The organism is Bacillus sp. 166amftsu, from assembly GCF_900107445.1.
Lineage (GTDB): Bacteria > Bacillota > Bacilli > Bacillales > Bacillaceae_G > Bacillus_A > Bacillus_A arachidis.
Genome location: NZ_FNQA01000008.1, coordinates 39,323 through 63,268, shown reverse-complemented (window position 1 = coordinate 63,268; position 23,946 = coordinate 39,323). Strand labels below are relative to the sequence as shown.

General features: G+C 35.2%; 23 protein-coding genes and 1 pseudogene. 13 read left to right on the top strand and 11 right to left on the bottom strand.

The window, feature by feature from the left end:
* The first annotated feature begins 207 nt into the window (after positions 1-207).
* Complete coding sequence (locus tag BLV40_RS18080; protein WP_026592596.1) at positions 208-816, top strand: SAM-dependent methyltransferase; 609 nt, start codon at positions 208-210, stop codon at positions 814-816.
* 52 nt (positions 817-868) lie between these two features.
* Here BLV40_RS18080 and ahpF read toward each other — a convergent pair whose 3' ends face one another.
* Both ahpF and ahpC read right to left on the bottom strand, forming a co-directional pair.
* On the bottom strand, positions 869-2,395 hold the full coding sequence (gene ahpF / locus BLV40_RS18075) for an alkyl hydroperoxide reductase subunit F (RefSeq protein ID WP_026592595.1): 1,527 nt from the start codon (positions 2,393-2,395) through the stop codon (positions 869-871).
* A 14-nt stretch (positions 2,396-2,409) separates the two neighbouring features.
* Positions 2,410-2,973 (bottom strand): alkyl hydroperoxide reductase subunit C, encoded by a 564-nt coding sequence (gene ahpC, locus BLV40_RS18070; protein ID WP_026592594.1) that lies wholly within the window; start codon positions 2,971-2,973, stop codon positions 2,410-2,412.
* 353 nt (positions 2,974-3,326) lie between these two features.
* Between ahpC and BLV40_RS29405 the strand changes: the two are divergent.
* A pseudogene (locus BLV40_RS29405) lies at positions 3,327-3,485 on the top strand (DeoR/GlpR transcriptional regulator); the annotation flags it as partial.
* Positions 3,486-3,512: 27 nt separating this feature from the next.
* Here the strand turns inward: BLV40_RS29405 and BLV40_RS18060 are convergent.
* From BLV40_RS18060 to BLV40_RS18050, 3 genes are read right to left on the bottom strand one after another with little or no spacing between them, the layout of a single operon-like run.
* Positions 3,513-4,514 (bottom strand): FecCD family ABC transporter permease, encoded by a 1,002-nt coding sequence (locus BLV40_RS18060; RefSeq protein WP_090692544.1) that lies wholly within the window; start codon positions 4,512-4,514, stop codon positions 3,513-3,515.
* Positions 4,511-5,545 (bottom strand): FecCD family ABC transporter permease, encoded by a 1,035-nt coding sequence (locus tag BLV40_RS18055; protein ID WP_139265565.1) that lies wholly within the window; start codon positions 5,543-5,545, stop codon positions 4,511-4,513. The genes BLV40_RS18060 and BLV40_RS18055 overlap by 4 nt, the downstream gene beginning before the upstream one ends.
* A 48-nt stretch (positions 5,546-5,593) precedes the next feature.
* Positions 5,594-6,517, bottom strand: a complete 924-nt coding sequence (locus BLV40_RS18050; protein WP_090692538.1) for an iron-hydroxamate ABC transporter substrate-binding protein — start codon at positions 6,515-6,517, stop codon at positions 5,594-5,596.
* A 324-nt stretch (positions 6,518-6,841) separates the two neighbouring features.
* Here BLV40_RS18050 and BLV40_RS18045 point away from each other — a divergent pair, with 324 nt between their 5' ends.
* A complete protein-coding gene (locus BLV40_RS18045) occupies positions 6,842-7,891 on the top strand; it encodes an NAD(P)/FAD-dependent oxidoreductase (protein ID WP_090692536.1) in 1,050 nt (349 codons plus the stop codon).
* A 178-nt stretch (positions 7,892-8,069) separates the two neighbouring features.
* On the opposite strand, the gene BLV40_RS18040 is transcribed toward BLV40_RS18045, so the two are convergent.
* The gene (locus BLV40_RS18040) at positions 8,070-8,438 is read right to left on the bottom strand and encodes a hypothetical protein (protein WP_026592589.1); all 369 of its coding nucleotides are present in this window, start codon (positions 8,436-8,438) and stop codon (positions 8,070-8,072) included.
* A gap of 153 nt (positions 8,439-8,591) precedes the next feature.
* Between BLV40_RS18040 and BLV40_RS18035 the strand changes: the two genes are divergently transcribed.
* From BLV40_RS18035 to BLV40_RS18000, 8 genes are all read left to right on the top strand, one after another.
* Entirely contained in the window at positions 8,592-8,831 is a 240-nt protein-coding gene (locus BLV40_RS18035; protein WP_090692530.1) for a helix-turn-helix domain-containing protein, read from the top strand.
* Between the two features lie 334 nt (positions 8,832-9,165).
* A complete protein-coding gene (locus tag BLV40_RS18030; RefSeq protein ID WP_026592587.1) occupies positions 9,166-9,672 on the top strand; it encodes a hypothetical protein in 507 nt (168 codons plus the stop codon).
* A gap of 37 nt (positions 9,673-9,709) precedes the next feature.
* Complete coding sequence (locus BLV40_RS18025; protein ID WP_090692528.1) at positions 9,710-10,162, top strand: spore coat protein; 453 nt, start codon at positions 9,710-9,712, stop codon at positions 10,160-10,162.
* Between the two features lie 238 nt (positions 10,163-10,400).
* Entirely contained in the window at positions 10,401-11,069 is a 669-nt protein-coding gene (locus BLV40_RS18020; protein ID WP_090692525.1) for an LSm family protein, read from the top strand.
* Between the two features lie 269 nt (positions 11,070-11,338).
* On the top strand, positions 11,339-12,604 hold the full coding sequence (locus BLV40_RS18015; RefSeq protein WP_090692523.1) for an S-adenosylmethionine decarboxylase related protein: 1,266 nt from the start codon (positions 11,339-11,341) through the stop codon (positions 12,602-12,604).
* 346 nt (positions 12,605-12,950) lie between these two features.
* A complete protein-coding gene (locus tag BLV40_RS18010; RefSeq protein ID WP_026592583.1) occupies positions 12,951-13,331 on the top strand; it encodes a hypothetical protein in 381 nt (126 codons plus the stop codon).
* A gap of 181 nt (positions 13,332-13,512) precedes the next feature.
* The gene (locus tag BLV40_RS18005) at positions 13,513-14,631 is read left to right on the top strand and encodes a PRK06851 family protein (protein WP_170833677.1); all 1,119 of its coding nucleotides are present in this window, start codon (positions 13,513-13,515) and stop codon (positions 14,629-14,631) included.
* A gap of 111 nt (positions 14,632-14,742) precedes the next feature.
* Entirely contained in the window at positions 14,743-15,522 is a 780-nt protein-coding gene (locus BLV40_RS18000; protein ID WP_090692519.1) for a nucleotidyltransferase domain-containing protein, read from the top strand.
* Positions 15,523-15,708: 186 nt separating this feature from the next.
* On the opposite strand, the gene BLV40_RS17995 is transcribed toward BLV40_RS18000, so the two are convergent.
* Positions 15,709-17,235, bottom strand: coding sequence for an FAD-dependent oxidoreductase (locus BLV40_RS17995; RefSeq protein WP_090692516.1), 1,527 nt, complete (start codon positions 17,233-17,235; stop codon positions 15,709-15,711).
* Positions 17,236-17,832: 597 nt separating this feature from the next.
* On the opposite strand from BLV40_RS17995, the gene BLV40_RS17990 reads away from it, so the two are divergent.
* Positions 17,833-18,918, top strand: a complete 1,086-nt coding sequence (locus tag BLV40_RS17990; protein ID WP_026592579.1) for a Delta(10) desaturase DesB — start codon at positions 17,833-17,835, stop codon at positions 18,916-18,918.
* A gap of 162 nt (positions 18,919-19,080) precedes the next feature.
* On the opposite strand, the gene BLV40_RS17985 is transcribed toward BLV40_RS17990, so the two are convergent.
* The 4 genes from BLV40_RS17985 to BLV40_RS17970 all read right to left on the bottom strand — a co-directional run bounded on the left by BLV40_RS17985 (position 19,081) and on the right by BLV40_RS17970 (position 23,060).
* Complete coding sequence (locus BLV40_RS17985) at positions 19,081-19,773, bottom strand: amino acid ABC transporter permease (RefSeq protein WP_090692513.1); 693 nt, start codon at positions 19,771-19,773, stop codon at positions 19,081-19,083.
* A gap of 115 nt (positions 19,774-19,888) precedes the next feature.
* Complete coding sequence (locus BLV40_RS17980; RefSeq protein WP_026592577.1) at positions 19,889-20,674, bottom strand: ABC transporter substrate-binding protein; 786 nt, start codon at positions 20,672-20,674, stop codon at positions 19,889-19,891.
* 147 nt (positions 20,675-20,821) lie between these two features.
* On the bottom strand, positions 20,822-21,544 hold the full coding sequence (locus BLV40_RS17975) for an amino acid ABC transporter ATP-binding protein (protein ID WP_026592576.1): 723 nt from the start codon (positions 21,542-21,544) through the stop codon (positions 20,822-20,824).
* 181 nt (positions 21,545-21,725) lie between these two features.
* Entirely contained in the window at positions 21,726-23,060 is a 1,335-nt protein-coding gene (locus BLV40_RS17970) for an FAD-binding oxidoreductase (protein WP_090692511.1), read from the bottom strand.
* A 328-nt stretch (positions 23,061-23,388) separates the two neighbouring features.
* Here BLV40_RS17970 and argR point away from each other — a divergent pair, with 328 nt between their 5' ends.
* Positions 23,389-23,838, top strand: a complete 450-nt coding sequence (gene argR / locus BLV40_RS17965) for an arginine repressor (protein WP_090692508.1) — start codon at positions 23,389-23,391, stop codon at positions 23,836-23,838.
* The last annotated feature ends 108 nt before the right edge of the window (positions 23,839-23,946 follow it).

Sequence of the window (23,946 nt, the reverse complement as noted above, 5' to 3'; positions counted from 1 at the left end):
CGTTATTTGCATTATACAAAAATTTGGAATAGTACTCCTTTTTGTGTCCTCAAAATCCTTGGTATATTAGAATTGGAAATTATGAAATTGATTCATATGATAAAATTGGATCGCATGTAATTTGGATTCCGTAGAAAATAAAAGACGGAAAATCGAAAAGATTCTGGATTGTATCAAGATTCTTTTTGTAGAGAGTAGGGTGAACACATGAACGAACAATATTATGACGCGGTATTAAATATAAAAACAGTTGGAGAACAAAAAGGATTTAATAAATCTTTACATTATCATCGCTATGAACCAACGCCATATAGTGGTCTAGAAGAACTGTTGAATCAATATGAAATAAGTAGTAATGATCGAATAGTAGACTTTGGGTGCGGAAAAGGGCGACTAAACTTTTATATGCATCATAAGTGCGGTGCTTCAGCAGTTGGGATTGAAATGAATGAAGAGTTCTATAAGGAAGCAATGGAAAACCGTGAGCGTTATGCAAGAAAATCAAAGAATATTAAGGATAAAGTTCAATTTCAATGTTGTTTGGCACAAGAATATGAAATTGATCCACGTGATAATCGATTTTATTTCTTTAATCCATTTTCAGTGCAAGTATTTATGAACGTAGTGAATAACATTTTGCTTTCGGTAGAAGAAGTAGAGAGGGATGTTGAACTTATTTTGTATTATCCGTCGGAAGATTATATCTTTTTCTTAGAGAATCAGACTGCTTTTGACCTGAACAAGGAAGTTAGATTGCCTGGAGCTTATGAAAAGAACGGGAATGAGAGGTTTTTAGTTTATAGATTAGAATTATAAAGAAAGCAGGTGTCGATAAGACACCTGCTTTTGTAAAGTTCATATCAGTTCATTAATTTCGGATTAGATAATCAAATGCACCTAAAGCTGCATTCGCTCCTGATCCCATAGAAATAATGATTTGTTTGTACGGATTATTTGTACAGTCGCCTGCAGCAAACACTCCCGGTACATTTGTAGCACCGTGCTTGTCTGTTACGATTTCACCGCGAACACGTTCAACAGTATCGCCTAACCAATCTGTGTTTGGTACAAGACCGATTTGAACGAATACACCTTGAAGTTCAATATGATGAACTTCTTCAGTTTCACGATCGATATAAGAAATACCGTTTACTGTGTCAGTACCAGTAATTTCTTTTGTTTGAACGTTCTTTAGAACCGTTACGTTAGGTAGGCTGTAAAGACGTTCTTGCAAGACAGCATCAGCTTTTAATTCTGGCATGAACTCAAGAACAGTTACGTGTTTTACGATACCTGCTAAGTCGATTGCAGCTTCAATACCAGAGTTACCGCCGCCGATAACTGCTACGTGTTTTCCAGCGAATAGTGGACCGTCACAGTGAGGGCAGTATGCTACACCTTTGTTTTTGAACTCAGCTTCACCTGGTACGCCAACATTGCGCCAACGAGCACCTGTTGAAATGATTACGCTCTTACTTTTCAGAACAGCGCCATTTTCAAGTTCCACTTCAATAAGTTCTTTCTTTTCTAACCGTTTCGCACGTTGTAATTTCATTACATCAATATCGTACTCTTTTACGTGCTCTTCAAGGCTTGCTACTAGCTTAGGACCTTCAGTGCGTTTTACGCTAATGAAGTTCTCAATGCCCATTGTATCCATTACTTGACCACCGAAGCGCTCAGCAACGATACCTGTGCGGATGCCTTTACGTGCTGCGTAAATTGCTGCACTTGCACCAGCTGGACCGCCACCAACAACAAGAACATCGTATGGATCTTTATCAGAAAACTCTGATGCGTCAGGACCATTACCCATCTTAGCTAGAATTTCTTCAAGTGTCATACGACCACTGCCGAAGGATTCACCATTTAAGTAAACAGTTGGTACTGCCATGATGTCTTTGCTTTCCACTTCTTCTTTAAATGCAGCGCCGTCAATCATAGTATGTGTAATACCAGGGTTAAGAACGCTCATTACATTAAGTGCTTGTACAACATCCGGGCAGTTATGACAGCTTAAGCTGATATAAGATTCAAAATGATATTCACCTTGAATGTTTTTAACTTGATCGATTACTTTTTGTTCAACTTTTGGAGCACGTCCACTCACTTGTAGTAACGCTAACACTAATGAAGTAAATTCGTGTCCTAAAGGAATACCAGCGAAAGTTACTCCAGTGTCTTCACCGATGCGATTTACGCTAAAGCTTGGTGTTCTTTCAAGCTCAGCTTTTTCCACTGTAATCTTAGATGACATAGTAGCTAATTCATCTACTAGAGCTAACATATCTTTAGATACGTCATCGGATCCTGCGCTAACTTTAAGTAGAATATCGTTCTCCATTAATTGAAGGTATTGGGTTAGTTGTGTTTTTATATCTGCATCTAGTATCATTTTGATCAGGCTCCTTAGATTTTGCCTACAAGGTCAAGGCTTGGTTTAAGTGTTGCAGATCCTTCTTTCCATTTAGCTGGGCAAACTTCGCCTGGATTGTTACGAACGTATTGTGCTGCTTTAATTTTGTTAGCAAGGATGCTTGCATCGCGGCCGATACCGTCAGCATTGATTTCCACAGATTGGATAACGCCGTCTGGATCGATGATGAATGTAGCACGAGCAGCAAGACCTTCTTCTTCAACTAATACGTCGAAGTTGCTAGTGATTGTGCGAGTAGGGTCGCCGATCATAATGTATTCGATTTTGCCGATAGTTTCTGAGCTATCATGCCATGCTTTATGTGTGAAGTGAGTGTCTGTAGATACAGAGTATACTTCAGCGCCTAGTTCTTTTAAAGCCCCGTATTGGTTTTGTAAATCTTCAAGTTCAGTTGGGCATACGAATGTGAAGTCTGCTGGGTAGAAGCAAACTACGCTCCATTTTCCTTTGAAACTTTCGTCAGTAACTTGGATAAACTCTCCATTATGGTAAGCATTCGCTTTAAACGGTTTTACTTCTGTTCCGATTAATAACATATTAAAATTCCTCCTAAATGTGGGTTTTGAGCATTATAGATTAGCTTGCTCATAGAATAAAGTTTTTAAATTAACAATAATAATTCTAATTCGATATTAATTATCATATAAAATTGTTTATTTTGTCAAGGGAAATGTATAACTTTATTGAAAATAATTATCAATTGTTTTAGAAATGTAATGTTTTTTCCCTTAAAATAGATGCGATACTGGTAAAATTTATTGTTTCCTTTCATTCTATTATAGTAAAAGATACCATCAATAACGCTAACTCTAATTTGAATATTATTTGAAATTTCAAGCCGGTCTTTTTCCATAACCTCATTTGGTGAAAATTTTTATCTGTTAGGGGAGCTTCTTTAAAACAGTATTTAGAGTCAATTTATATTGATAAAGCCTTTATTTCAAGTAAAACGCTGAGCTTTCATGAAGGTTTGACAGATACGTCTATCGATGAAGGGGAAGCGAAACAAGCAATGCTTAGCAAATCAAGTGAACAAAAACCCCCTTGAGAAAAAATTCATTCTCAAGGGGGTTTTTTATTTTTTAAGCAACAAATACATAAAATAAGGAGCTCCAATTAAAGCAACCATAATCCCAGCAGGAATACCGCTTGGTTCTACAATATTACGACCAACCGTGTCTGCCAGTAACAATAACCAGCCACCGATTAGAATGGCTACAGGAATAAATAATTGATGTCTCGGCCCGACTAAAGATTTTGCGATGTGAGGAGCCATGAGTCCGATAAAGGCGATTCCTCCTGTGACCGAAACGGCAGAAGCAGCTAATGCAACGGCTGCTATAAGGAGTGAGCGGCGTTCTTTTTCGAGTGCAACACCAACACCAATTGCTACATGCTCGTTTAATGCAAGGAGATTCAATCGATTTGCTTTATAGAGAGTAAATGGAATGAGCACAGCTAACCATGGAAGGAGTGCGAAAACAAAAATCCAGTCGTCCCCCCAAATGTTACCAGCAATCCACTTTGCGATGAAGTCTACTTTTGCACGTTCAGCAGATGAAATAAGTACAATCATTATTCCAGAAAGAGCGAATGAAAATCCAATTCCTGTTAGTGTCAGTCTTATCGGCTGAAGTCCGGCAGTTTTACTATATGAAAATGCATAGATGAGACAAGCTGTAATAAAGGCGCCGATAAATCCAACAATTGGTAGTAAGTAAACAAATGACCCTGCATCTATTGGAAAATATAAAAAGAAAAGGGCAATTGCAACACCTGCTCCTGAATTAATACCGATAATACCAGGTTCAGCTAAATCATTACGCGTTATGCCTTGTAGTATAGCTCCTGATAGTGCAAGGGCCATACCAGCTAATAGTGTAATTACAATTCTAGGTAATCGAAGAGAAAATAAAATAAACTCTTCTTTAAATGTGCCTTGGCCAAAAAGTGTCGGCAGTAGCCTATCATAGGATAGCGAAGCAGCCCCTAGGCCCATTCCAATTGTGATGGTTGTTGCAATAAGTATAAGTAAGATGAGCACAATTACTCGTTGTTTTTTAGATTGTTGAATCATGAGAACGATCTTCCTCCTTTACGTACGATAAATAGGAAGAATGGTAAGCCTACTATTGCGATAATTGCAGCGATTGGCGTCTCATACGGTGCGTTGATTGTACGTCCAAGTGTGTCTGCTAATAACATAAAAGAAGCACCGGTAATGGCAGACATCGGTATAACAAACCGATAGTCAGGTCCGACAATAGGACGGACCATATGAGGTACCATTAAACCTATAAATGCCGTATTTCCAACAAGTGCAACAGAAGCACCAGCAAGTAAAATGATAACGATAAAAAGAATGATTTTAATGACGATAATTTTTTGACCTAATCCGACTGCAACTTCTTCGCTTAGGCTAAGAATAGTCAGTTTCTTTGAAAATAAGATTGCTATGAATATACTAATTGAAATAACTGGAACAATGACCTGCAGTTGGCTCCATGATGTTCCGATTACTCCTCCGGCAGTCCACATAGATACATCTTGTGAAATTTTAAAGTAAATCCCAATGCCCTCTGAAATCGCGATTAAAAATGCTGAAACCGCGGCACCAGCGAGTACAATACGAAGAGGAGAAAGGCCACCTTTTTTCATCATACCAATTCCGAAGACCATAATGGCCCCGACAGCGGCACCAATAAAACAAGCAATCATTATATGAAAATAGTTTGCAGAAGGGATAAAGGCAATTGTAATCGCCAAGGCAGCGTTGGCGCCACCAGTTAGCCCAAGTAATCCTGGATCAGCGAGTGGGTTTCGCGTTATGCCTTGCATAATTGCACCAGAAACAGCGAGCCCAGCTCCAACAAAAATGGCTGCAATTTCACGGGGGAGCCGAAGTTCACGGATGAGGGAGAGCTTTTCTCCAGTAGCGTTAGAAGTAAGTGCGGTCCATACATCTTGTATGGTGGTATCTGCTGCGCCAAATACCATGGCAATCATAAAAATAAGGAAGAACATAATGATTCCTAAAATGAACTTGTATATAAAGGAGGTGGAACGTAGATTGTCTTTTGTCATCAGTTTCACATCTTTTCTTTTTATAGAATAAAGGAAGAGGAATTCTTAAAATAAGAATTCCTCATTGTTGTATTATTTACCAAGAAAGCTTTTTTTGAAGAAATCTAATTGAAAATCTAACGTAATTGGATCATTAAAGTAGAATTCTTTTGCATTTACTTCAAAAACTTTATTGTTTTTAACAGCTGGAATATTTTTATACGATTCTGTTTCTTGGAATGAATTATTTGCATCATTGTTTTTACTTACGATTAAGTAATCTCCAGCATATTCAGGTAGAACCTCAGCAGATAATGCATAGTATCCATCTTTTTGCGCTTTTTCTTTTACTTTTTCAGGCATTTTTAATTTCATTTCTTGATAAAGAATTTCCGTTCCACGTCCCCAGTTATCACCAAATACATAAATTTGTTTGTCAAAGTCTTCGATAACAGAAACGGTTGTATCTTCACCAATTTTTGCTTTAATATCTTTTCCTGCAGTTTGTGCACGTTTTTTGAAATCATCGACCCAAGCTTGTGCTTCTTTTTCTTTATTTAGTAGTTTACCGATTTCTAAATGTTGTGTTAAGTAGTCTACTTTTCCATATGTGAATGTTACAGTAGGAGCGATTTTCTTTAACTTATCGATATTTTTAACGTTTGATAAACCAATGATTAAATCTGGATTTAATTCGATGATTTTTTCAATATTTTCATCAGATACTTCTGTAACATCTTTTAATTGTTTCTCGAAACGTGGATTCATTTTAGACCAAGAATCTACACCAACAAGATTTACACCTAAAGACATTACGTTACCTGCGAATGATGATAGTACAACAACACGTTTTGGATTTGCGGGAACTTCAACTTTCCCGTTTTCGGATTGGTATGTAATTGTTTCTGTTTTACTTTCCTTTGCATTTGAAGCGTTTTTCTTATCTGTAGAGCCATTGCTACAAGCACTCATAACGAGTACAAATAGAACTGTAAGTGAAATGAATAATTTTTTCATTTTTCTTCTCCTTCTATAAAGTGTTTGTAATGTATAGATTTCTAACAAGCTAGGTGTCTCGCTATTAATTATTCTTATAAATCTTGATATCGAGATTTATAAGAATAAAATACTTGATTAATCTAAAAATGAATCTTTATTTTCCCACCAATTTTGTTAATAGTTTACATATTGATAATGATTATCAATATTAACTCTTTAAATAATATAATTTTATCTTTTTGTCTTGTCAATAGTATTTTTAATTGTAAATTTAACGAAAAAAAGATATATTTTATTGATAATGATAATCAATTTTGTTCAATGAATGAGGAGTGAACGGAAATGAATCAAGAAGAGTTATTTGATGTGACCGTGATTGGAGGAGGTCCAGCAGGGCTTTACTCAGCGTTTTATAGTGGACTAAGAGAAATGAAAACAAAGATAATTGAATTTCAGCCACAGTTAGGTGGAAAGATACATGTTTATCCGGAAAAAATGATTTGGGATATCGGGGGATTGCCACCAGTTACTGGAGCGCGGTTAATTGAGCAACTTGTGGAGCAAGGGTTAACATTTCATCCAAAAGTAGTGTTGAATGAAAAGGTAGAATCAATCACTCGGAATGAAGAGGGAATTTTTATACTAACAACTTTCTCTGGTCAAAAGCATTTTTCAAAAACAGTTATTGTAGCTACTGGAAGTGGAATATTGAAACCACAAAAGTTAGCAATTGAAGGTGCAGAGAGGTTTGAAGTCTCAAATTTAAATTATACTGTAAAATCCTTAAAGCGTTTTAAAGATAAGACTGTAATTATTTCAGGAGGAGGAAACTCTGCGATAGATTGGGCAAATGAATTAGAACCCATTGCGAAAAAGGTTTATTTAACATATAGAAAAGATGCTTTAGCTGGCCACGAAGCACAAGTTACTCAACTTATGAATAGTTCGGTAGAGTGTTTCTTTAATACGTCTATTACAAAGTTGATGGCTGATGATAATCACGAAGTAATTGAATATATTGAGATAACGAATCAAGAAACAGGTGAAGTTTCTCATTTATCTATTGATGAAATCATTATTAATCATGGGTATGAACGTGATATGACGTTATTGGAAAATAGTGAGCTAAATGTTGAAATCGTTGATAATTATTTTATTGCTGGGAGTGCAAGCAGTGAATCTTCCATAGAAGGGTTATATGCTGCTGGGGATATTCTAAAGCATGAAGGGAAATTGCACTTAATTGCTGGGGCCTTCCAAGATGGTGGCAATGCTGTAAATAAGGCGAAACAATTTATTCAGCCAGATGCGAGTGAATATGGAATGGTTTCTTCACATAATGATGTTTTCAAACAGCGTAACCGAGAACTTATTAAGCAAATGGTGAAATAATGGGTTGTGTTAAGAAGGCCAAAGAAAAGAAAGAAATGAATAGAGAAAAATGCGTAAATGAATGATGAGGGATTTGAAATAAATATCTTTGTAATAGATAAACACCCAGTTACTTTCTTATCTTTATTAAGTAAGGAAGTAGGCTGGGTGTTTATCTATTTTCTTAAGGCAAGGAAAATCATGCTGTTCCTTGTGCGTAATGATCAGGAAATTGCTTGTTTTGCACAGAGGCAATGTATTGTTTACCATGTTTTCTAGCAACAGATTCTAGTATGTGGCGTACACGTTTTGTAAGTCGGCCCTGATTTTGTAATGCCTCGCAGTATGCATCATAGTAAGCATATTTAGCCCAAAGAAAATCATCTTGTTGGAATAAGAAATGATTTTGATACCATTCTCCAATTGTACTATAGTTCACGTTTTCATTTATAGCCTTTCTTTGCTCAATAATTCTTTTTGGTAAATCTTTAGAAAGCTGAGCAGCGGTGTTTGTTGTTTCAGATTGTAATGCTTGCTCTAACATTGTAATGATGTGATGAGTAGCCATATGTTAACTCCCCTTTTTGTAAATGGATAAGTGCCATCTGTATTTTTTATATCCTCTATATTACTATACAAGATATGGAATGCATCTACCTGCTTTTTGATTTGTATTTACAAAATCTTTTATAATGATCTAGACATAAAAAATAATAAGGGAATGAAACAATTGTATATAACGGTAAAAGAAGCAGCAGAATATTTAAATCTTCCGGAAGCTTACATTGAAGAATTGATTCAGCAAAAACGAATTCGAGCCGTATATGACGGTGAGCAATATTTACTGAATAAAGAACAGTTCAATACGCATTTAGAGCAGATGGAAAAATATAAACAGTTAGTAGAAGAAATATTAAATGAGCCAATTCCAGAGGATATGGATGTAAAAGACGAAGATTAAAATTCATGGGTCTATGGTGTAGTATCCTATGAAAAGCTATACAGAATCGTTTTTAAAAATACCGTTTCAAGATGTGTAGAATCAGTATCTTGAAACGGTATTTTTTTATGCGGAAATAGTAAAAGAATGTGCATAAATGGAGGCCGATATCATGCTAGGTATTGATAGGAGCCCTGTTAGTCTTTTGTACATAAGAGACATACATATTGGATAAATGTACCTCCGTGTTAAAAACATATTTTTATATAATGGGACAATCATAGAGAACGTAACATGTACAGATACATATACTATCAGTGCAAACGACTTATAAATGAATGAAAGGAGTTTTCTCATGAGCGAGCTTAGTAGTGATTTGCTGTATGGATTGATTGGAGAGAGTGTTAGAGTGAATCGAGGTGGACCAGAGTCCCAAAAAGGTACAGTGGTTTCGGTTTATTCTGATTACTTTGTCTTGTTAAGTGAAAGTGGAACGGTTTTCTATTATCAGTTAGAGCATATTAAAAGTATTACAAGGAATGTAAAGGAGAGCGGTGTGGAAATTGTAAGTTTACCAACATTTGTAGAAAGTGATGATTTTCACGGCTTACTCCAAAACTTAAAATATCGTTGGGTGAAAATTAATCGCGGTGGTCCTGAAAAAATTGAAGGGATTTTACAAGATGTATCTTGTGAATTTGTAACATTAATCGTAAAAGAGGAAGTTGTACAGATTGCTCATTATCATATTAAAAGCATAAATTACGGTTTACAAGTACAAGCAGAAGAGGATGAAGATAATCAATCAAATAATCAACAATATAGAGCAAGAGCAACAAGACAGTCGAGTCGAAACCGATAATGATAAAGAAGGAAAAAGAGGAAAAGGAGGAGTGGAATTGAAAAATATACAGCCTTTCAATCAAATTAAAGGCTTGGTGTATCAAGGAGTAAAAGTGAACCTCGGCGGACCAGAGAGTCGCACTGGTGTGTTGTTAGCGGTTGGAGATGACTATCTTGTTCTTCAAGCCAATACGGGTGAAGTTGTTTATTATCAACAAGAGCATGTTAAAAGCGTGATAAATAAAGCAAAAGAACTAGGTGTTGCCGCTAACTTTATCGAGCAGCCATATGTGACGGGGCAAGCTTTTCAAGATATACTTGCTACTTTGAAGCATAAGTGGGTAAAAATTAATCGTGGTGGTCCAGAAAGTGTTGAAGGTATATTAAGTGAAGTGAATGATGAATATATTACATTAGTGAACCGCGATGAAGTGATTTATATTGTTACATTTCACATTAAAAATGTAAATCAAATTACTAAAAATAAGAAAAATGAAGAAGAAAATTAATTATTAAAAATAAGAAGGGGCATATGGAAGCAAGGGTCGAGAATGGAGACTGCTCAATAGGTCTTGTTTTTTCTTATAATATTGGTTACATGTCCCGCACATTTTTTGTGAGAAATGGATCATGTTTGTATTCCGTCATTAGAAATATGAAAAAGCAATGTGTGCTGTAAATAGGTCATAATCAATCTTATTTTTAGCGATATTGTCAAAATTAGTATTTGTAGAAAGGAGGACACAGATGAATGACCTAAGCAAAAATATTGGAGAATATATCTATGTTAAATTAATCGGTGAGAAAAGGTTTAAAGGATTATTAATTGATGTAGGCAATGATATTGTCGTTATTTATGATGGGAAAGATTATATCTATATTTCTTCATATCATATTCAATATTATAAATTTTTGGAGAGTCCTATGGCCGAAATACAAAAGCCAGAAACAGATTCTGTTATTAAAAGAGAGTCACCATCAATTTCTCTAAGGAAAGTCTTGGGTACATCGAAAGGGATCTTTACGGAGATTTATGTAGCTGGTGATTACGCTATTCATGGTTATGTTACAAGTATTATGAATGACTATTTAGTATTCTATAGCCCCGTGTACAAAACAGTATATGTTTCTTTAAAACATTTAAAATGGTTAATCCCCTATCAAGAAAATCAAATTCCGTATGCCCTCAATAAAAATGAACTTCCAGTTAATCCATTAAATATTACACTAGCTAGAACATTTGAAGAACAGCTAATCAAAGTAGCAGGGAAAATTATAGTGTTCGATTTAGGAGAGCTCTCAAATAAAATAGGGAAGATGACAAAAATTGAAGACGGTCATATTGAATTGATTAAGGCGCGTGATGAAAAAGTATATTTAAATATTCAACATGTAAAATCGGTTCATTTTCCGTAAGTTTTTTATGATGGCTTGCTTTTTCTTTTATGCATGTAAAAGAAAAAGCAAGCCTATTTTTGTCTTCCCATTCGGATGGGGAGTAGTACTTCAACCTAAAAAGAAAGGTTGCATGTCGTTTTTTCAATTTGTATTTATAGAGTTATGAGTTAATAAGGCATATTTTCATAATAAAAAATGTGTACGAGCATGTTTATTATGTCCAAGCTACCCTTTCAAAATTGAATAAATTATGTATTATCTAATTAAATATTAAAGGAGTTTTCAAAGTGAGTCAGCTTAAACATTCATTTTCAATTACATTACTTGGTAGTGGCGGTGGAGCAGCTAAAGCAGTATTGGCAGTGTTAAACCAATCTGTGGTAAATATCAATGATCCTATTTATTCCGTGATAAAAGATTTAAAGTTTCATCTTGTTGATATAAAGCAAAAGGAAAAAAATTATTATGATGAATTATTTCCAAACTTGAAGGACAAATTCTTTCTTCATGAAATAAATCTTCAAAATTCGGTACTGTTTAAACAGCATTTACAGCAAACGGATACTGGTGTAGTTATCGACGTTTCTGGAGCAGATACGATTAGTATACTGAGTTGTTGTAATGAATTAGGAATTTCTTATATAAATTCAGCTTTAGAGAATGAACAGGTTGATCAAGATGATAGTTTAATGGGTTTTCAGCTTACGGAACGCTATACGAGATTTGAAAAGGAAAAAAATAAATTTACAAACACAAGAGCTATTATAGGATCAGGAATGAATCCTGGTGTTGTTCAATGGATGGTTGTACAGCTTATGAAAGAACAACCAGAGAAAAAACCACGAGCATGTTATATTATAGAGCATGATTATTCTTTCTTTGCAGACCAAAATCTTATAAAACCAAATACTCTTTATGCTTCATGGGCTGTAGAACGTTTTCTTGATGAAGCGATATTAAGTTATCCAATGTATGTAAGTCATCATCGACCAATCTATTTTTATGAGGATGTATATGCTTCGGAGTATAAGGTGAGATTAGGAGAGAAAGAGTTTCATGGTTGTCTAATGCCACATGAAGAAGTTCTTATTCTTGGAAAAACATTTGATATGGAAGTAGGTTTCCTTTACCGTATTAATGAATATACAACAGATTTAATTCGAAAAAATCTAGATGATGTGGATAAATTATGGAATTGGAATCGAAAGGTTTTTAATCCGGCAGAGGACGAAATAGCTGGAGAGGATTTAGTTGGTGTGTTACTTGTTTATGAAGACAATGAAAAATATATGTATAATGTAATGAATAGTAGTGAGGTTTTTCAGAAATATAAGACGAATGCAACTTATTTTCAGGTTGGTTGTGGCATTTATGCTGGATTGTCCAGCCTGCTGTTAGATATATTTTCACCAGGTGCATATTATGTTGAGGAATTATTACTTAATACAAAAAGCAAATATGGTGAATATTTACGTGTTTATATGAACGATTTTGTGATAGGTGATAATTCATTTACAGATGGATTGCTTCATGAGCGAGTGAAGTGGATCTAATTAACTATTTGTTAAAGAAGGGGCACTCCCTTTATTATATTGGTACAGGGAAAAAGCCAAGGAACCTTGCCAAATATATAGAATTTAAAAACAAGAGCACTTTTCAGAAAAGTGCTCTTGTTGTGTAAATATAAACATTTTATGAAAAGTTACAAGAATGCTTTTTTTTATAAAATACTTAGTTTATAATGGAGGAAAATATCGACATGAAGTTTTATTACTCATGTACCGGTTTGTAGTTTTTACTTGTACGAATGGTTATAACAAGTTGGGTTTATGTGAATTAAAAAGGAGGGGTGCACATGCATCCTTTTTTCTATGTTGATATTATGACAGAGGTGGTACGATGGAACTAACATTAAATTCGACCGTATGTTTACACACGATTCAATTTCAAAAAGATCAAAAGAATTATATTGTAAAAGATACAATTACAGGAGAAAAATATGAAATGCCGCCACTTTGCATTGATGCACTTGCAATGATGCGTGACGGTTTTTTATTGGGAGAAATTGAAGAAAAGCTAAAGGAAGAGTATCCAAAAGAAGAAGTAAATATTTTGGAATTTGCGAGGCAATTGTTAGAACTAGAGCTTGTCGGAATGGTTGATGGAGAAGAAATTATTTGTACGAAAAAGAAAGATAAAGACTATTTTGCCTGGATTCGTCCTCGGGTTGAACAGTTTTTTCTTAATTTGAATCGAAAATATCGAAGCAGAGATCAATGATGATCTCTGCTTTTTTGTTGAATTAGAAAATAACCGCGAATGCTCTAGCAAAAGCGTCATCACTATTTTTAATGGTGCTGCTGAAAAGAAAAAGCGTTTTGTTACAAGAATAAAAATAGGTATTCACCCAACTAAGGATTCCAGCATATGGTGGTTTATGTAAGTAAACTGCTGCAAAGGAGTGAGTGCAGTGACAGGGAAGATTTTAAATTATTATGCTGGTGGTAATACAGCTAGAGGTTTTTATAGTCTATACGAGGAAAACTTAAGTGGATTGGAAAGGCTTTTCATCTTGAAAGGTGGTCCAGGGACAGGGAAATCCTCACTGATGAAAGCGATTGGGCATGAGTGGACTGGAAGAGGATATGATATTGAATTTTTGCATTGTTCTTCTGATAACAAATCCATCGATGGTGTTATTATCCCCAAATTAAAAGTAGGAATTGTAGATGGAACAGCACCACATGTCATTGAGCCAAAAACACCTGGAGTTGTAGAAGAATATGTAAACTTAGGCGTTGCTTGGGATTCAGAAAAGTTACGAAAACATAAAGATGCGATTACACGTTATATATCGGAAGCCAGCGGTGCCTTTCAATCAGCGTATGCTTGTTTCAAAGAGGCATTAGCTATACACGATGATTGGGAGAAAATTTATATTGATAATATTGATTTTGAAAAAGCGAATGAAGTAACAAATCAGCTTATACAAAAGTTATTTGCAACTAACAAAGGAATGCAGGCGGTTGTAAAGCACCGTTTCTTAGGAGCAGCGACACCAAAAGGTGCGGTTGATTTTGTTCCGAATTTAACTGAAGGGATTCCTCATCGTTACTTTATAAAAGGGCGCCCTGGGTCAGGGAAATCTACGATGTTAAAAAAAATAGCAGCGGCAGCAGAAGAAAAAGGTTTTGAAGTTGAAGTATATCATTGTGGATTTGATCCAAATAGTCTAGATATGATTATTGTAAGAGAGTTGGGATTTGCAATCTTTGACAGCACAGCACCACATGAGTATTTTCCAGAGCGAGAAGGTGACAAGGTTATTGATATGTATGATCTCATTGTTAATCCCGGAACAGATGAAAAATATGCTACAGAAATTCGCAATGTTTCGATTCAATATAAAACAAAAATGAATGAGGCGATGTCCTTCTTGGCAAAAGCAAAAGCAGTACGAGATAAGTTAGAGCGGATTTATATTGCTGCTATGGACTTTTCAAAGGTAGAGGAATATAAAAAAGAAATACAAAGAGAATTTGAGCGACTTGCAGAGGTTGATACTCAGAAACAAAAGTAGGGAAGTTTTGGGCTGTCAGGAAATTCCTGACAGCTGTTTTGAAATGTAGTAGAATTAGTATTATAGTTGTCGAATTTCCAGGGAAATGATCAGAATATGAGGGTGATACATATGAGAGATAAAATTCAATTGGAATTAGAGAAAATCGAGAAAGAGAACGATGTGAACATTTTATTTGCAGTAGAATCTGGAAGCCGGGCATGGGGATTTCCGTCGAAAGATAGTGACTATGATGTTAGATTTGTATATATTCATCAAGTAGATTGGTATTTATCTATTAATGAGAAGCGTGATGTCATTGAATATCCAATTAGTGATGCATTGGATATAAGTGGCTGGGATATTCGAAAAGCCTTGCAGCTATTTGCAAAATCAAATCCTGCATTATTAGAGTGGATCCGTTCGCCAATCTTTTACTCTAAGAACTCGGATCTTCCAGAACGTTTACAAAAAATAAGCGAAGATGATTTTGATCCAAAGGCAACAATGTATCATTACTTACATATGGCTTCAAAAAACTATCGTGAATTTCTACAAGAAGAGAGTGTGAAGTTAAAAAAATACTTCTATGTATTACGTCCTATTTTAGCTTGCAAATGGTTAGAAGAGAAAGGGACATTGCCGCCTGTAGAGTTTGAGGAGTTAATGAATGAACTGGCGTTAAAACAAAATCTTCTAGCTGAGATTAATGATTTACTAATAAAGAAAAAAAGTGGTGTCGAGCTGGATGCTGGCCCGAAAATTACATTATTAAATGAATTTTTGGAGGAGCATATTTCTTATTATCAAGAATATGTAAAAGAAATTGAAAAGGGAAAGGGCATTGAAGTTGAGAAGTTGAATGATTTATTTAGGGATATATTATTTAAGAGAGGAACAGAGCACCGATAATTTGGTGTGCTGCTTTTTTAGATGATACGTCAAAACAAAGTGAGAGCTAGAGAATTAGGTAGGAGATAAACTCTCTGTAAATCCCCACTGATGTACGTTTCGCCTAAATAAGTGTACTTACATAATAAATTGACTCATACAAAAAGAAGCGTTTTTCTGTATGAGTCAATTTTAGCTTACAGGAATTTATTCTCCATCAACCCGTTTTAATGGCTTATCCGCAGGCCCTTCAATCACATCTCCTTCAATTGAAAAACGTGATCCGTGACAAGGACAATCCCACGTACAATCACCGTCGTTCCATTCTACTTCACAGCCAAGGTGTGTACATGTCGTATCAACAATATGTAGTTTTCCTTCATCATCTTTATAAGCACCTGCACGTTTTCCGTTTACTCTTACAACGGCACCCTCGCCATTTTCAAGGTTTTCTGGTTTACGCAAAGCAAACTCTAGCTTTCCTTCAATTAAATGTTTTGCCACATCAAGATTTTGAGAAACAAATGTTTTTATATCTGAATCTGCATGGAATCGTGATGGAGCAAAGAGTTCTTTGTAGGGACTATCTGTTTTTGTAATCGAGGCTTTTAATAGCTGCGCTGCAGCAGTTCCCGTTGTCATCCCCCATTTCCGATAGCCTGTTGCAACAAATATGTTTGGATTCCTTTCATTGATATGCCCAATGTAAGGAAGTTTATCTAGAGTAATTAAGTCTTGTGTGGACCATCTATAAGGAATTTCATCTATTCCAAATGTTTCTTCTGCGAAAGAGTACAGTGCTTCATAATGAAGCATTGTATTGATTCCTTGTCCTGTTTTATGGCTTTCACCACCAACAAGAATAAGTTTTTCTCCATTCATTGTTGTGTAGCGTAAGGAGCGTGTAGGGTTGTCTATGCTTAAATACATGCCTCCGAGATAATCTTTTTTCGCTTTGATTGCTAGAACATAGGAACGCTCTGCATACATTCTTGCGAAGAAAAAGCTGTTCGCATCATAGAAAGGAAAATGGGAACAGGAAACGACATATCCACATGTAATGCGATGACTATCTTTTGTAATGACTTGTGGATAGAAACCTTTTTCGATATCAATTGCAGTGGTTTGTTCATAGATTGTTCCACCTGCTTCAATAAACTGTTCTACTAGATTTTTTAAATAATGAAGAGGATGGAATTGTGCTTGGTTTTTCATAACAAGTGCCGCCTGAACTGAGATCGGAAGTGGAATGGACTCTACATAGTCACAAGGAATATTTAGCTTTTTATAAGCTTCGTATTCTTTTGTTAATTTCCGTAATCCGTCATTGCAGTTTGTATATAAGTAGGCATTTTCTTCAGTAAAATCACAGTCAATGTTATTTGTTTTAACTGTTTCTTTTATAAATTGTAATGCTTTTTCATTTGCCTCATAGTATAGGCGAGCTTGATCAGCCCCCAAATGATGAATTAGCTCATCATAAATGAGATCGTGTTGTGCTGTAATCTTTGCGGTCGTATGGCCTGTCGTTCCATTTAAAATATTTCCAGAATCGATTAACACAACTTTCAAGCCCTCTTTTGCAAGTAAATAAGCAGTTGTGATACCTGTAATTCCAGCGCCGATAATCGCGACTTCTGTTTTTATATTTTCGGATAACTTGGGGAAAATAGGGAGTGAAGTAGAGTCACGCCAATATGGTTCTGGAAATTTGGGAAATGAATGGTTTGCCATCGTATGATCCTCCTGTTTTAAAATAATGTACTACTTAATTTTTCCAACTTTTATCAAATTCATGTAGATTACTTTTACTTCAGAAGAAGGGATACTGTACAGTTAAGAATAAGTTTTAAATATTTGTAAAACAAAAATGTTATTTTAATATAATTTAAAATGTGTGTTTTGTCATAAAGATATTTTAAATGATAGCCAATTTTATAAAGGATTATTTATGCTCACATATAAGCTACTCTTGTATGAAGCTGATTTTCGTATATGTGAAAGTATTTATATATATAATGGATAAAAGCTTATGAAATCTATGTTTTTCCTTTGGTGAAATAAAATATTATTATGAAAATACAACCACATTTTATTACTAGGTCATAAAAGTTATTGACAATACAGAAAGTCTATTGATATGATTCATCATGTGGAAAGGTTGATAAAGAGTAAAAAGAGAAATGTTTTTCATTGATAATAAAAGCGAAAATGAGTGAGTATGATTTGCTTATTATAAATGCTTTTTGTAATTACCTAGTGTTATCAATCTGGAAACAAGAATTGATTTATGCAAGTTGCGTAAGCGCGGCATAAGAAAGGGGCAAAAGGATGAAGGAGCTTCATACGTTTGGATGGTATGCAGCGCGTGTATCGCCGCATTTGCCAAAAAAAGCATTTAAACCAGTTCCAACTCGTTTATTTGGTGGACTGGCTTATTTACTTGTGGCGGTAGCTGGGTTAATAACGATTGGTTTATTTGACTTGAATGTGTGGGCAAATCTTGGGATTGCAATTGTTCTCGGATTATGTTTTGCCTCACTTGGATTTTTAGGACATGAAATTTTGCACGGAACGGTTGTAAGAAAAGCATGGCTTCGTGATTTTTTAGGGGCAATTGCATTTATGCCATTGTCTACAGGGCCGAAACTATGGAGAAAGTGGCATAATGCGACGCACCATGTGCATACACAACATGAGGAACATGACCCGGATGCGTGGCCAACACTTGAAAAGATGAAGAAGAGTAAATTTTTAAGATGGGTGTATCGTATGCCACTTCATGTACGTTCTTTCTTCAGTTTTCTGTCACTAACAATTCAATTTACAATACATTCAACTCGTATGTTCTTTCATTTTATAAAAGAGTTTAAGTCATCGAATCAGAAGTCTGTATGGCTTCAACTTGTCTTGCCGTGGACGGTTTGGATTAGCTTATTATTTATTATGGGGCCTGCGAAGTGGTTATTTGCATACGTGATTCCATTATTAATTGCAAACTTTATTGTAATGGCATATATTGCAACAAATCACCGCTTAAATCCAATTGTTCCTGTAAATGATCCATTAGCTAACTGTTTATCTGTAACAGTGCCGCGCTGGGTTGATGTTTTGCATTTTAATTTCTCATATCATACGGAACATCATTTGTTCCCTGCTATGAGTTCAAAGTATTACCCATTAGTAAAAGAAAAAATTAAAGAAATGTGGCCGGAGCGTTATCATGAAATGCCGATGACGAAAGCATTAGCAGCGCTTTGGAACACACCTCGTGTATATTATCAAGGCAGTGAATTAGTTGACCCTCATAAAGAACATTTCTATGGTTCTTTAGGGAATGGGTTAGATCCTGATAATATTTCATATCGTGAGGAGCATATAGACGAGCAGGAAACTATTAAAAAAGTGAATCCATGATTGTGGAGTAGATTATTTAGAACCCTTTAACTATAAAAAAGCAAACTACCTAAAAAGTAGTTTGCTTTTTATTTTGTATTTTGACATGTTTTTTTGTATGAAATAGTAACTTTTCATGCATTTTTTTCAATCTAATAGATGAAAGATTTTTTGCGGTTTTTCCTATAAAGAGAGTGCTTTTTCTTTCTTTTTATTTACGTGCAAAGAATTACTTTGTTTACGTTGAAGCCTTTTCTCTAAGAGGTTTACGAGATAGGTAAATAAAAGTACGAGTGCAAGATAATAGATACCAACAACAATATATGTTTCTAATTGTTGAAAATTACCAGCTGCTATAGAGAGACCAGAGCCCCATAATTCTGACATACCTACATAGGCAACAAGTGAAGAATCCTTTAACCCAATAATAAATTGGTTTCCTAGGGGCGGAATAGAGAGCCGGAATGCTTGTGGTAAGATAATGCGCCGCATAGCAAGTGGATAAGACATTCCAAGGGAACGGGCAGCTTCTAATTGTCCACGATCGACGGATTGAATAGATCCACGAAAAATTTCTGTAATATATGCTCCATTATGAATAGCTAAAGCGATTGCCCCCGCCCAAAAAGGGGTGAAGACAATGATAGATGTAATCCCGAAGTAAAGAATAGCAATTTGTACGATTAAAGGTGTACCACGGATAATAGCAATATAAACATGTGCAATACTATTTAATATTTTATTATTAGAGATACGAAAGAAGGCAAATAGTAGTCCGATTAATGAACCGAGTAGTAAGGAAGTTAACGTTAATTGTAATGTTATACCAACAGCCTTTAAAAGTGTTGGATACGTAGATATGAAAATTTCAAACATTAGAGTCACCTCAATATAGAATTTATTTTAAGAAATAGATGTGAATGCCCCACGGCTGAGGTGGGGCATCGCTTATGAATGAAAAATGATTTGTTTTTTAGAAGGGTACATCCTTTTATTTTGTTTTTTCCTCTTCTCCAAGAATATTTTTTCCAAACCATTTTTTACTGATTTTTTCATATGTGCCATCTTTAATAATTTCCTCCAACGCTTTGTTTACTTTCTTCACCATTTCTTTATCGTCTTTACGAATTGCAATTCCCATTTCCTCAAGATTTAATGGTTTGCCAGCTTCTTTTATATTTGATTTTCCCTCTTTTATCATACGAAGACCAACCATTTGATCCGTAATAACAGCATCTACTCGGCCTGGTTCTAAATCCATAAGAGCTGTAATGTCACTGTCGTATTCAGTGATTTGATCTGTATGTTTTTCCACAAGTGTTTTAAATGTACTAGCTTTTACAACACCGATTTTTTTTCCTTTTAAGTCTTCTACTGAAGAAATGGAATTGTTCTTTTTAGCTACGAAAATTTGTGCACCAGAGCGATAGTATGGATTCGTAAAATTAACGGCTTTTAGGCGGTCTTCTGTAATTGCCATACTTCCTAATATGACGTCATATTTTTTTGCTTTTAGACCTTGAATTAATGTTTCCCAAGGATTTGTCACTGGAACAGGCTTCATTCCCATCTTCTTTGCGAGTGCCTCACCAATTTCGACATCAAAGCCAACTAGTTTTCCGTCATTTTCTTTGAAATTAAAAGGTTTATATAAACCGCTCATTGCATAACGAAATTCGTTCCCTTCATTTGTTGAAGTTTCCTTACTACAGGCTCCAAGTATGAAAGAGACACATAGTGTAATTGTTGCAAAAACAGTAAGTATTTTCTTTTTCATCAAAACCCCTCCTATATATTTATCCTGCACATACGGGTTGTATCGCCGTATTCGTATTTTATATAGAAAGTTTCTAAGGGTGGGGTAATTTAGGCTACCCGTATGAGTTTTAATGCTTTAAGTATTCGTTGGGAGCGAAGTCCATCTCTATAAAATGTTTCGTAAAAACTGTTTTGCTCTCTCGTTTGACGGTGCTGAAAAAAATTGTTCTGGTAGTGCATCCTCTACAATTTGTCCATCATCCATGAAAATGACGCGATCTGCTACATCTCGTGCAAAGTTCATTTCATGGGTGACGATTACCATTGTCATTCCTTCACCAGCCAGCTCTTTCATAACTTGGAGTACTTCTCCAACAAGTTCAGGATCAAGAGCTGATGTAGGCTCATCAAATAACATGATTTTTGGATTCATTGCAAGTGCGCGTGCGATTGCAATACGTTGCTTTTGTCCACCAGATAGAAGGTGAGGTGTTACGTTTGCTTTGTCTTGTAATCCAACCTTTTTTAAAAGGTCATTACCAATCTCTTTTGCTTTTGTTTTGTCCATTTTTTTCACATGAATGGGTGCTTCTATGATGTTTTCTAATGAGGTCATATGTGGAAAGAGGTTAAAATGTTGAAATACCATTCCAACATTTTCGCGGACTTTGTTTAAATTTGTACTTTTGGGATCGATTCGTTCACCTTGTAAATGAATCGATCCTTCATCGTACATTTCTAAAAAGTTGAGGCAACGAAGTAAAGTACTTTTTCCTGAACCGCTTGCGCCGATTAAAACAACAACTTCTTTTTCTTTTACTTCTAAATCAATTCCTTTTAAAACGTCTAATGAGCCAAATGATTTTACTAGATTTTGAACTTGAATCATACCAACCCCCCAGTCAAATTTGTATTTTACAAATGTTGTCTCTTATTTTTTTTATTAGTCATAAAGTGCCAAAACCCTTTATTTTTTGCGAAAAACATTGTCTGAGGGACGTGGAATTAGGAAGAGAATTCTCCTAGTAAGGTGATAAAAAGAGGTTTAGAAGAAAATAAAAATGTGTGTTTTATTTGTGGAAGGGAGGGATACTTTGTGGGAATCGAAAAACATTACAAGGGTCATATACTGTTTTTACTTTACGTAATCTTGTAAAGTTGGTGCCATAGTAAGAGTTTTGCCAATCTATAATATCAATATCAGGCCAATTGACATAATCACCTAATGTATAAGGTGCCATAGCATTTCGTAAATTTTTAATCCAACGTATATTTTGTTGTTCCTCATTGTCGCATTTCCAAGAAGTAAGGTATTCTTGAGCAATAATTGCCTTTCGATGGAAATAAGCTGTTTCACTAGGAGCAATGTCTTCTACAGTTCCTATCAGTGATTGATGCCAAACGCTGGCTGAAGGGTTTGGGGCATGACTAAGAAAATGTTTTAGAACTTGAATACCTTTAAGTGGAATCGTCTTATATACATAAGAACCAGAACGTTTGAATTTTTCTGGGATGTTACCACTATTAAAGAATTCAACTGCTTGTATATAAGGGACTTCTTCTATGAACAGAGAAGGGGTTCCAGCTTGTAATAAAGGTGCCAATAAATCGAGGAGTTTAGAAGGATGACCAACATATTCCCCTTGCACTTTAATTTTATTTCTCTGTTTAGAAAATAATTCAATAGATGAAGTAAGACGCTCGTCTATATAAGGTGCCCAGTTTTGCCAAGCTTGAAATGCGGTAATAAAGTCTTTCCATTCCCAGGTGAGTGAAAAAATAGAGACGTTTTGAATAGGATGAACACGAAATGTTAAAGATGTAACAATTCCGAAGTTCCCACCGCCACCACCGCGGCATGCCCAAAATAAATCAGCGTTTTCTCTTTCGCTGGCACGAATAGATTTCGCTCCAGATTTACCGACTGCTTGCACCATTTCTATTTCTAGTAGTTGATCACAAGTTAATCCAAATAAACGTGATAACATACCAATGCCACCGCCAAGTGTTAATCCAACAATTCCAACGCTAGCACTGGTGCCGGCTGGTAATGTAACGCCATATTTCCACAGCTCTTTATAAACAGCACCAAGATTCGCTCCAGCTCCAATGGTTGCTGTCAAGCTGTCTTGCTGGATTATAATTCGATTCATTTCACTTACATCAATAATAAGTCCACGATTCAAAAGAGAAAAATTTTCATAGCTATGGCGACCACTTCGTATACGAAATGGTATATGACGTTCACGGGCCCACTTCAAGGCATTGCATACATCTTGAGTATTTTGACAGAAGACAATTATGCAGGGGAGTTTTGGAATACTTAAATTTAAGTTTATGCGGGCTACATCATACTCAGGATCTTCTGGAGTTACAATGCGCCCTGTTAATTTTGTTTTTGTCATTATATTGTTCCTTTCCATATAAGATTGGTTTTTACTATTGTATGAGAAAGCTTGTTTAGGAGTGTTTACACTATAGATAGAAAATAAATATTATGAAGGCAATACAATCATTGGTGCTGGTCATTCGTATGCAGATATATTTGCTATTGTAGAGGAAGCACAACGAAAAGGTGTACATACTGGGTTTTGTATCTTTATATTCTAGAAAATAATACTTTGGATAAAGATTAAAAACTATGAACGTTTCCGCAACATTTATCCCTGTCTCTTTCGAATGGAAATTATAGCAAGATATAATGAAGTTATAATATTCGAAAGGGTGTCTTTTATGAAAAAGGAAAAAAGACAACGGCTAATAAAACAATTGGTAAGAGAGTATGAAATAGATACACAAGAGAGATTAGTAGAATTATTAGAAGAGCATGGTGTGTTAGTTACACAGGCCACTATTTCGCGAGATATTCGTGAATTAAATTTAATAAAGGCAACCTCTTCAAACTGTTTAACTATATATAAGGTTCTCTCAGAGGATAATTTACAAACTGATACAAAGTTAAAGAAAAAGTTAAGAGAAGTTGTCGTAAAGATTGATTATGTAGATCAATTAACGGTTATTAAAACGTTACCTGGTAATGCTCACGTTATCGGTGTCTTATTAGATGCTTTAGATTGGAAAGAAAAAGTAGGATGTATATGCGGAAATGATACATGCCTTGTAATTTCTCAATCAGAATCGGATAGGAAAGTTTTAGAAGAAAGGTTGAAATTAATTATGTAGGTGAAAGTCCTGTTTCTAATTGTTACTAGAAACAGGACTTTTTTTAGGATTTTAATATAAATTAGGGAAATCGATATTCACTATATATGCGTAATATATAGCTGTTTT

What these genes read in the sequence shown, in the direction of transcription:
- BLV40_RS17975 (WP_026592576.1), bottom strand. Translation starts at nt 21,544, where the DNA reads ATGATTCAAGTTCAAAATCTAGTAAAATCATTTGGCTCATTAGACGTT.
- BLV40_RS17985 (WP_090692513.1), bottom strand. Translation starts at nt 19,773, where the DNA reads ATGTTTGAAATTTTCATATCTACGTATCCAACACTTTTAAAGGCTGTT.
- BLV40_RS18030 (WP_026592587.1), top strand. Translation starts at nt 9,166, where the DNA reads ATGAGCGAGCTTAGTAGTGATTTGCTGTATGGATTGATTGGAGAGAGT.
- BLV40_RS18000 (WP_090692519.1), top strand. Translation starts at nt 14,743, where the DNA reads ATGAGAGATAAAATTCAATTGGAATTAGAGAAAATCGAGAAAGAGAAC.
- ahpF (WP_026592595.1), bottom strand. Translation starts at nt 2,395, where the DNA reads ATGATACTAGATGCAGATATAAAAACACAACTAACCCAATACCTTCAA.
- BLV40_RS17970 (WP_090692511.1), bottom strand. Translation starts at nt 23,060, where the DNA reads ATGACAAAAACAAAATTAACAGGGCGCATTGTAACTCCAGAAGATCCT.
- BLV40_RS18045 (WP_090692536.1), top strand. Translation starts at nt 6,842, where the DNA reads ATGAATCAAGAAGAGTTATTTGATGTGACCGTGATTGGAGGAGGTCCA.
- argR (WP_090692508.1), top strand. Translation starts at nt 23,389, where the DNA reads ATGAAAAAGGAAAAAAGACAACGGCTAATAAAACAATTGGTAAGAGAG.
- BLV40_RS17995 (WP_090692516.1), bottom strand. Translation starts at nt 17,235, where the DNA reads ATGGCAAACCATTCATTTCCCAAATTTCCAGAACCATATTGGCGTGAC.
- BLV40_RS18080 (WP_026592596.1), top strand. Translation starts at nt 208, where the DNA reads ATGAACGAACAATATTATGACGCGGTATTAAATATAAAAACAGTTGGA.
- BLV40_RS18060 (WP_090692544.1), bottom strand. Translation starts at nt 4,514, where the DNA reads ATGATTCAACAATCTAAAAAACAACGAGTAATTGTGCTCATCTTACTT.
- BLV40_RS17980 (WP_026592577.1), bottom strand. Translation starts at nt 20,674, where the DNA reads ATGAAAAAGAAAATACTTACTGTTTTTGCAACAATTACACTATGTGTC.
- BLV40_RS18050 (WP_090692538.1), bottom strand. Translation starts at nt 6,517, where the DNA reads ATGAAAAAATTATTCATTTCACTTACAGTTCTATTTGTACTCGTTATG.
- BLV40_RS18035 (WP_090692530.1), top strand. Translation starts at nt 8,592, where the DNA reads ATGAAACAATTGTATATAACGGTAAAAGAAGCAGCAGAATATTTAAAT.
- BLV40_RS18010 (WP_026592583.1), top strand. Translation starts at nt 12,951, where the DNA reads ATGGAACTAACATTAAATTCGACCGTATGTTTACACACGATTCAATTT.
- BLV40_RS18040 (WP_026592589.1), bottom strand. Translation starts at nt 8,438, where the DNA reads ATGGCTACTCATCACATCATTACAATGTTAGAGCAAGCATTACAATCT.
- BLV40_RS17990 (WP_026592579.1), top strand. Translation starts at nt 17,833, where the DNA reads ATGAAGGAGCTTCATACGTTTGGATGGTATGCAGCGCGTGTATCGCCG.
- ahpC (WP_026592594.1), bottom strand. Translation starts at nt 2,973, where the DNA reads ATGTTATTAATCGGAACAGAAGTAAAACCGTTTAAAGCGAATGCTTAC.
- BLV40_RS18020 (WP_090692525.1), top strand. Translation starts at nt 10,401, where the DNA reads ATGAATGACCTAAGCAAAAATATTGGAGAATATATCTATGTTAAATTA.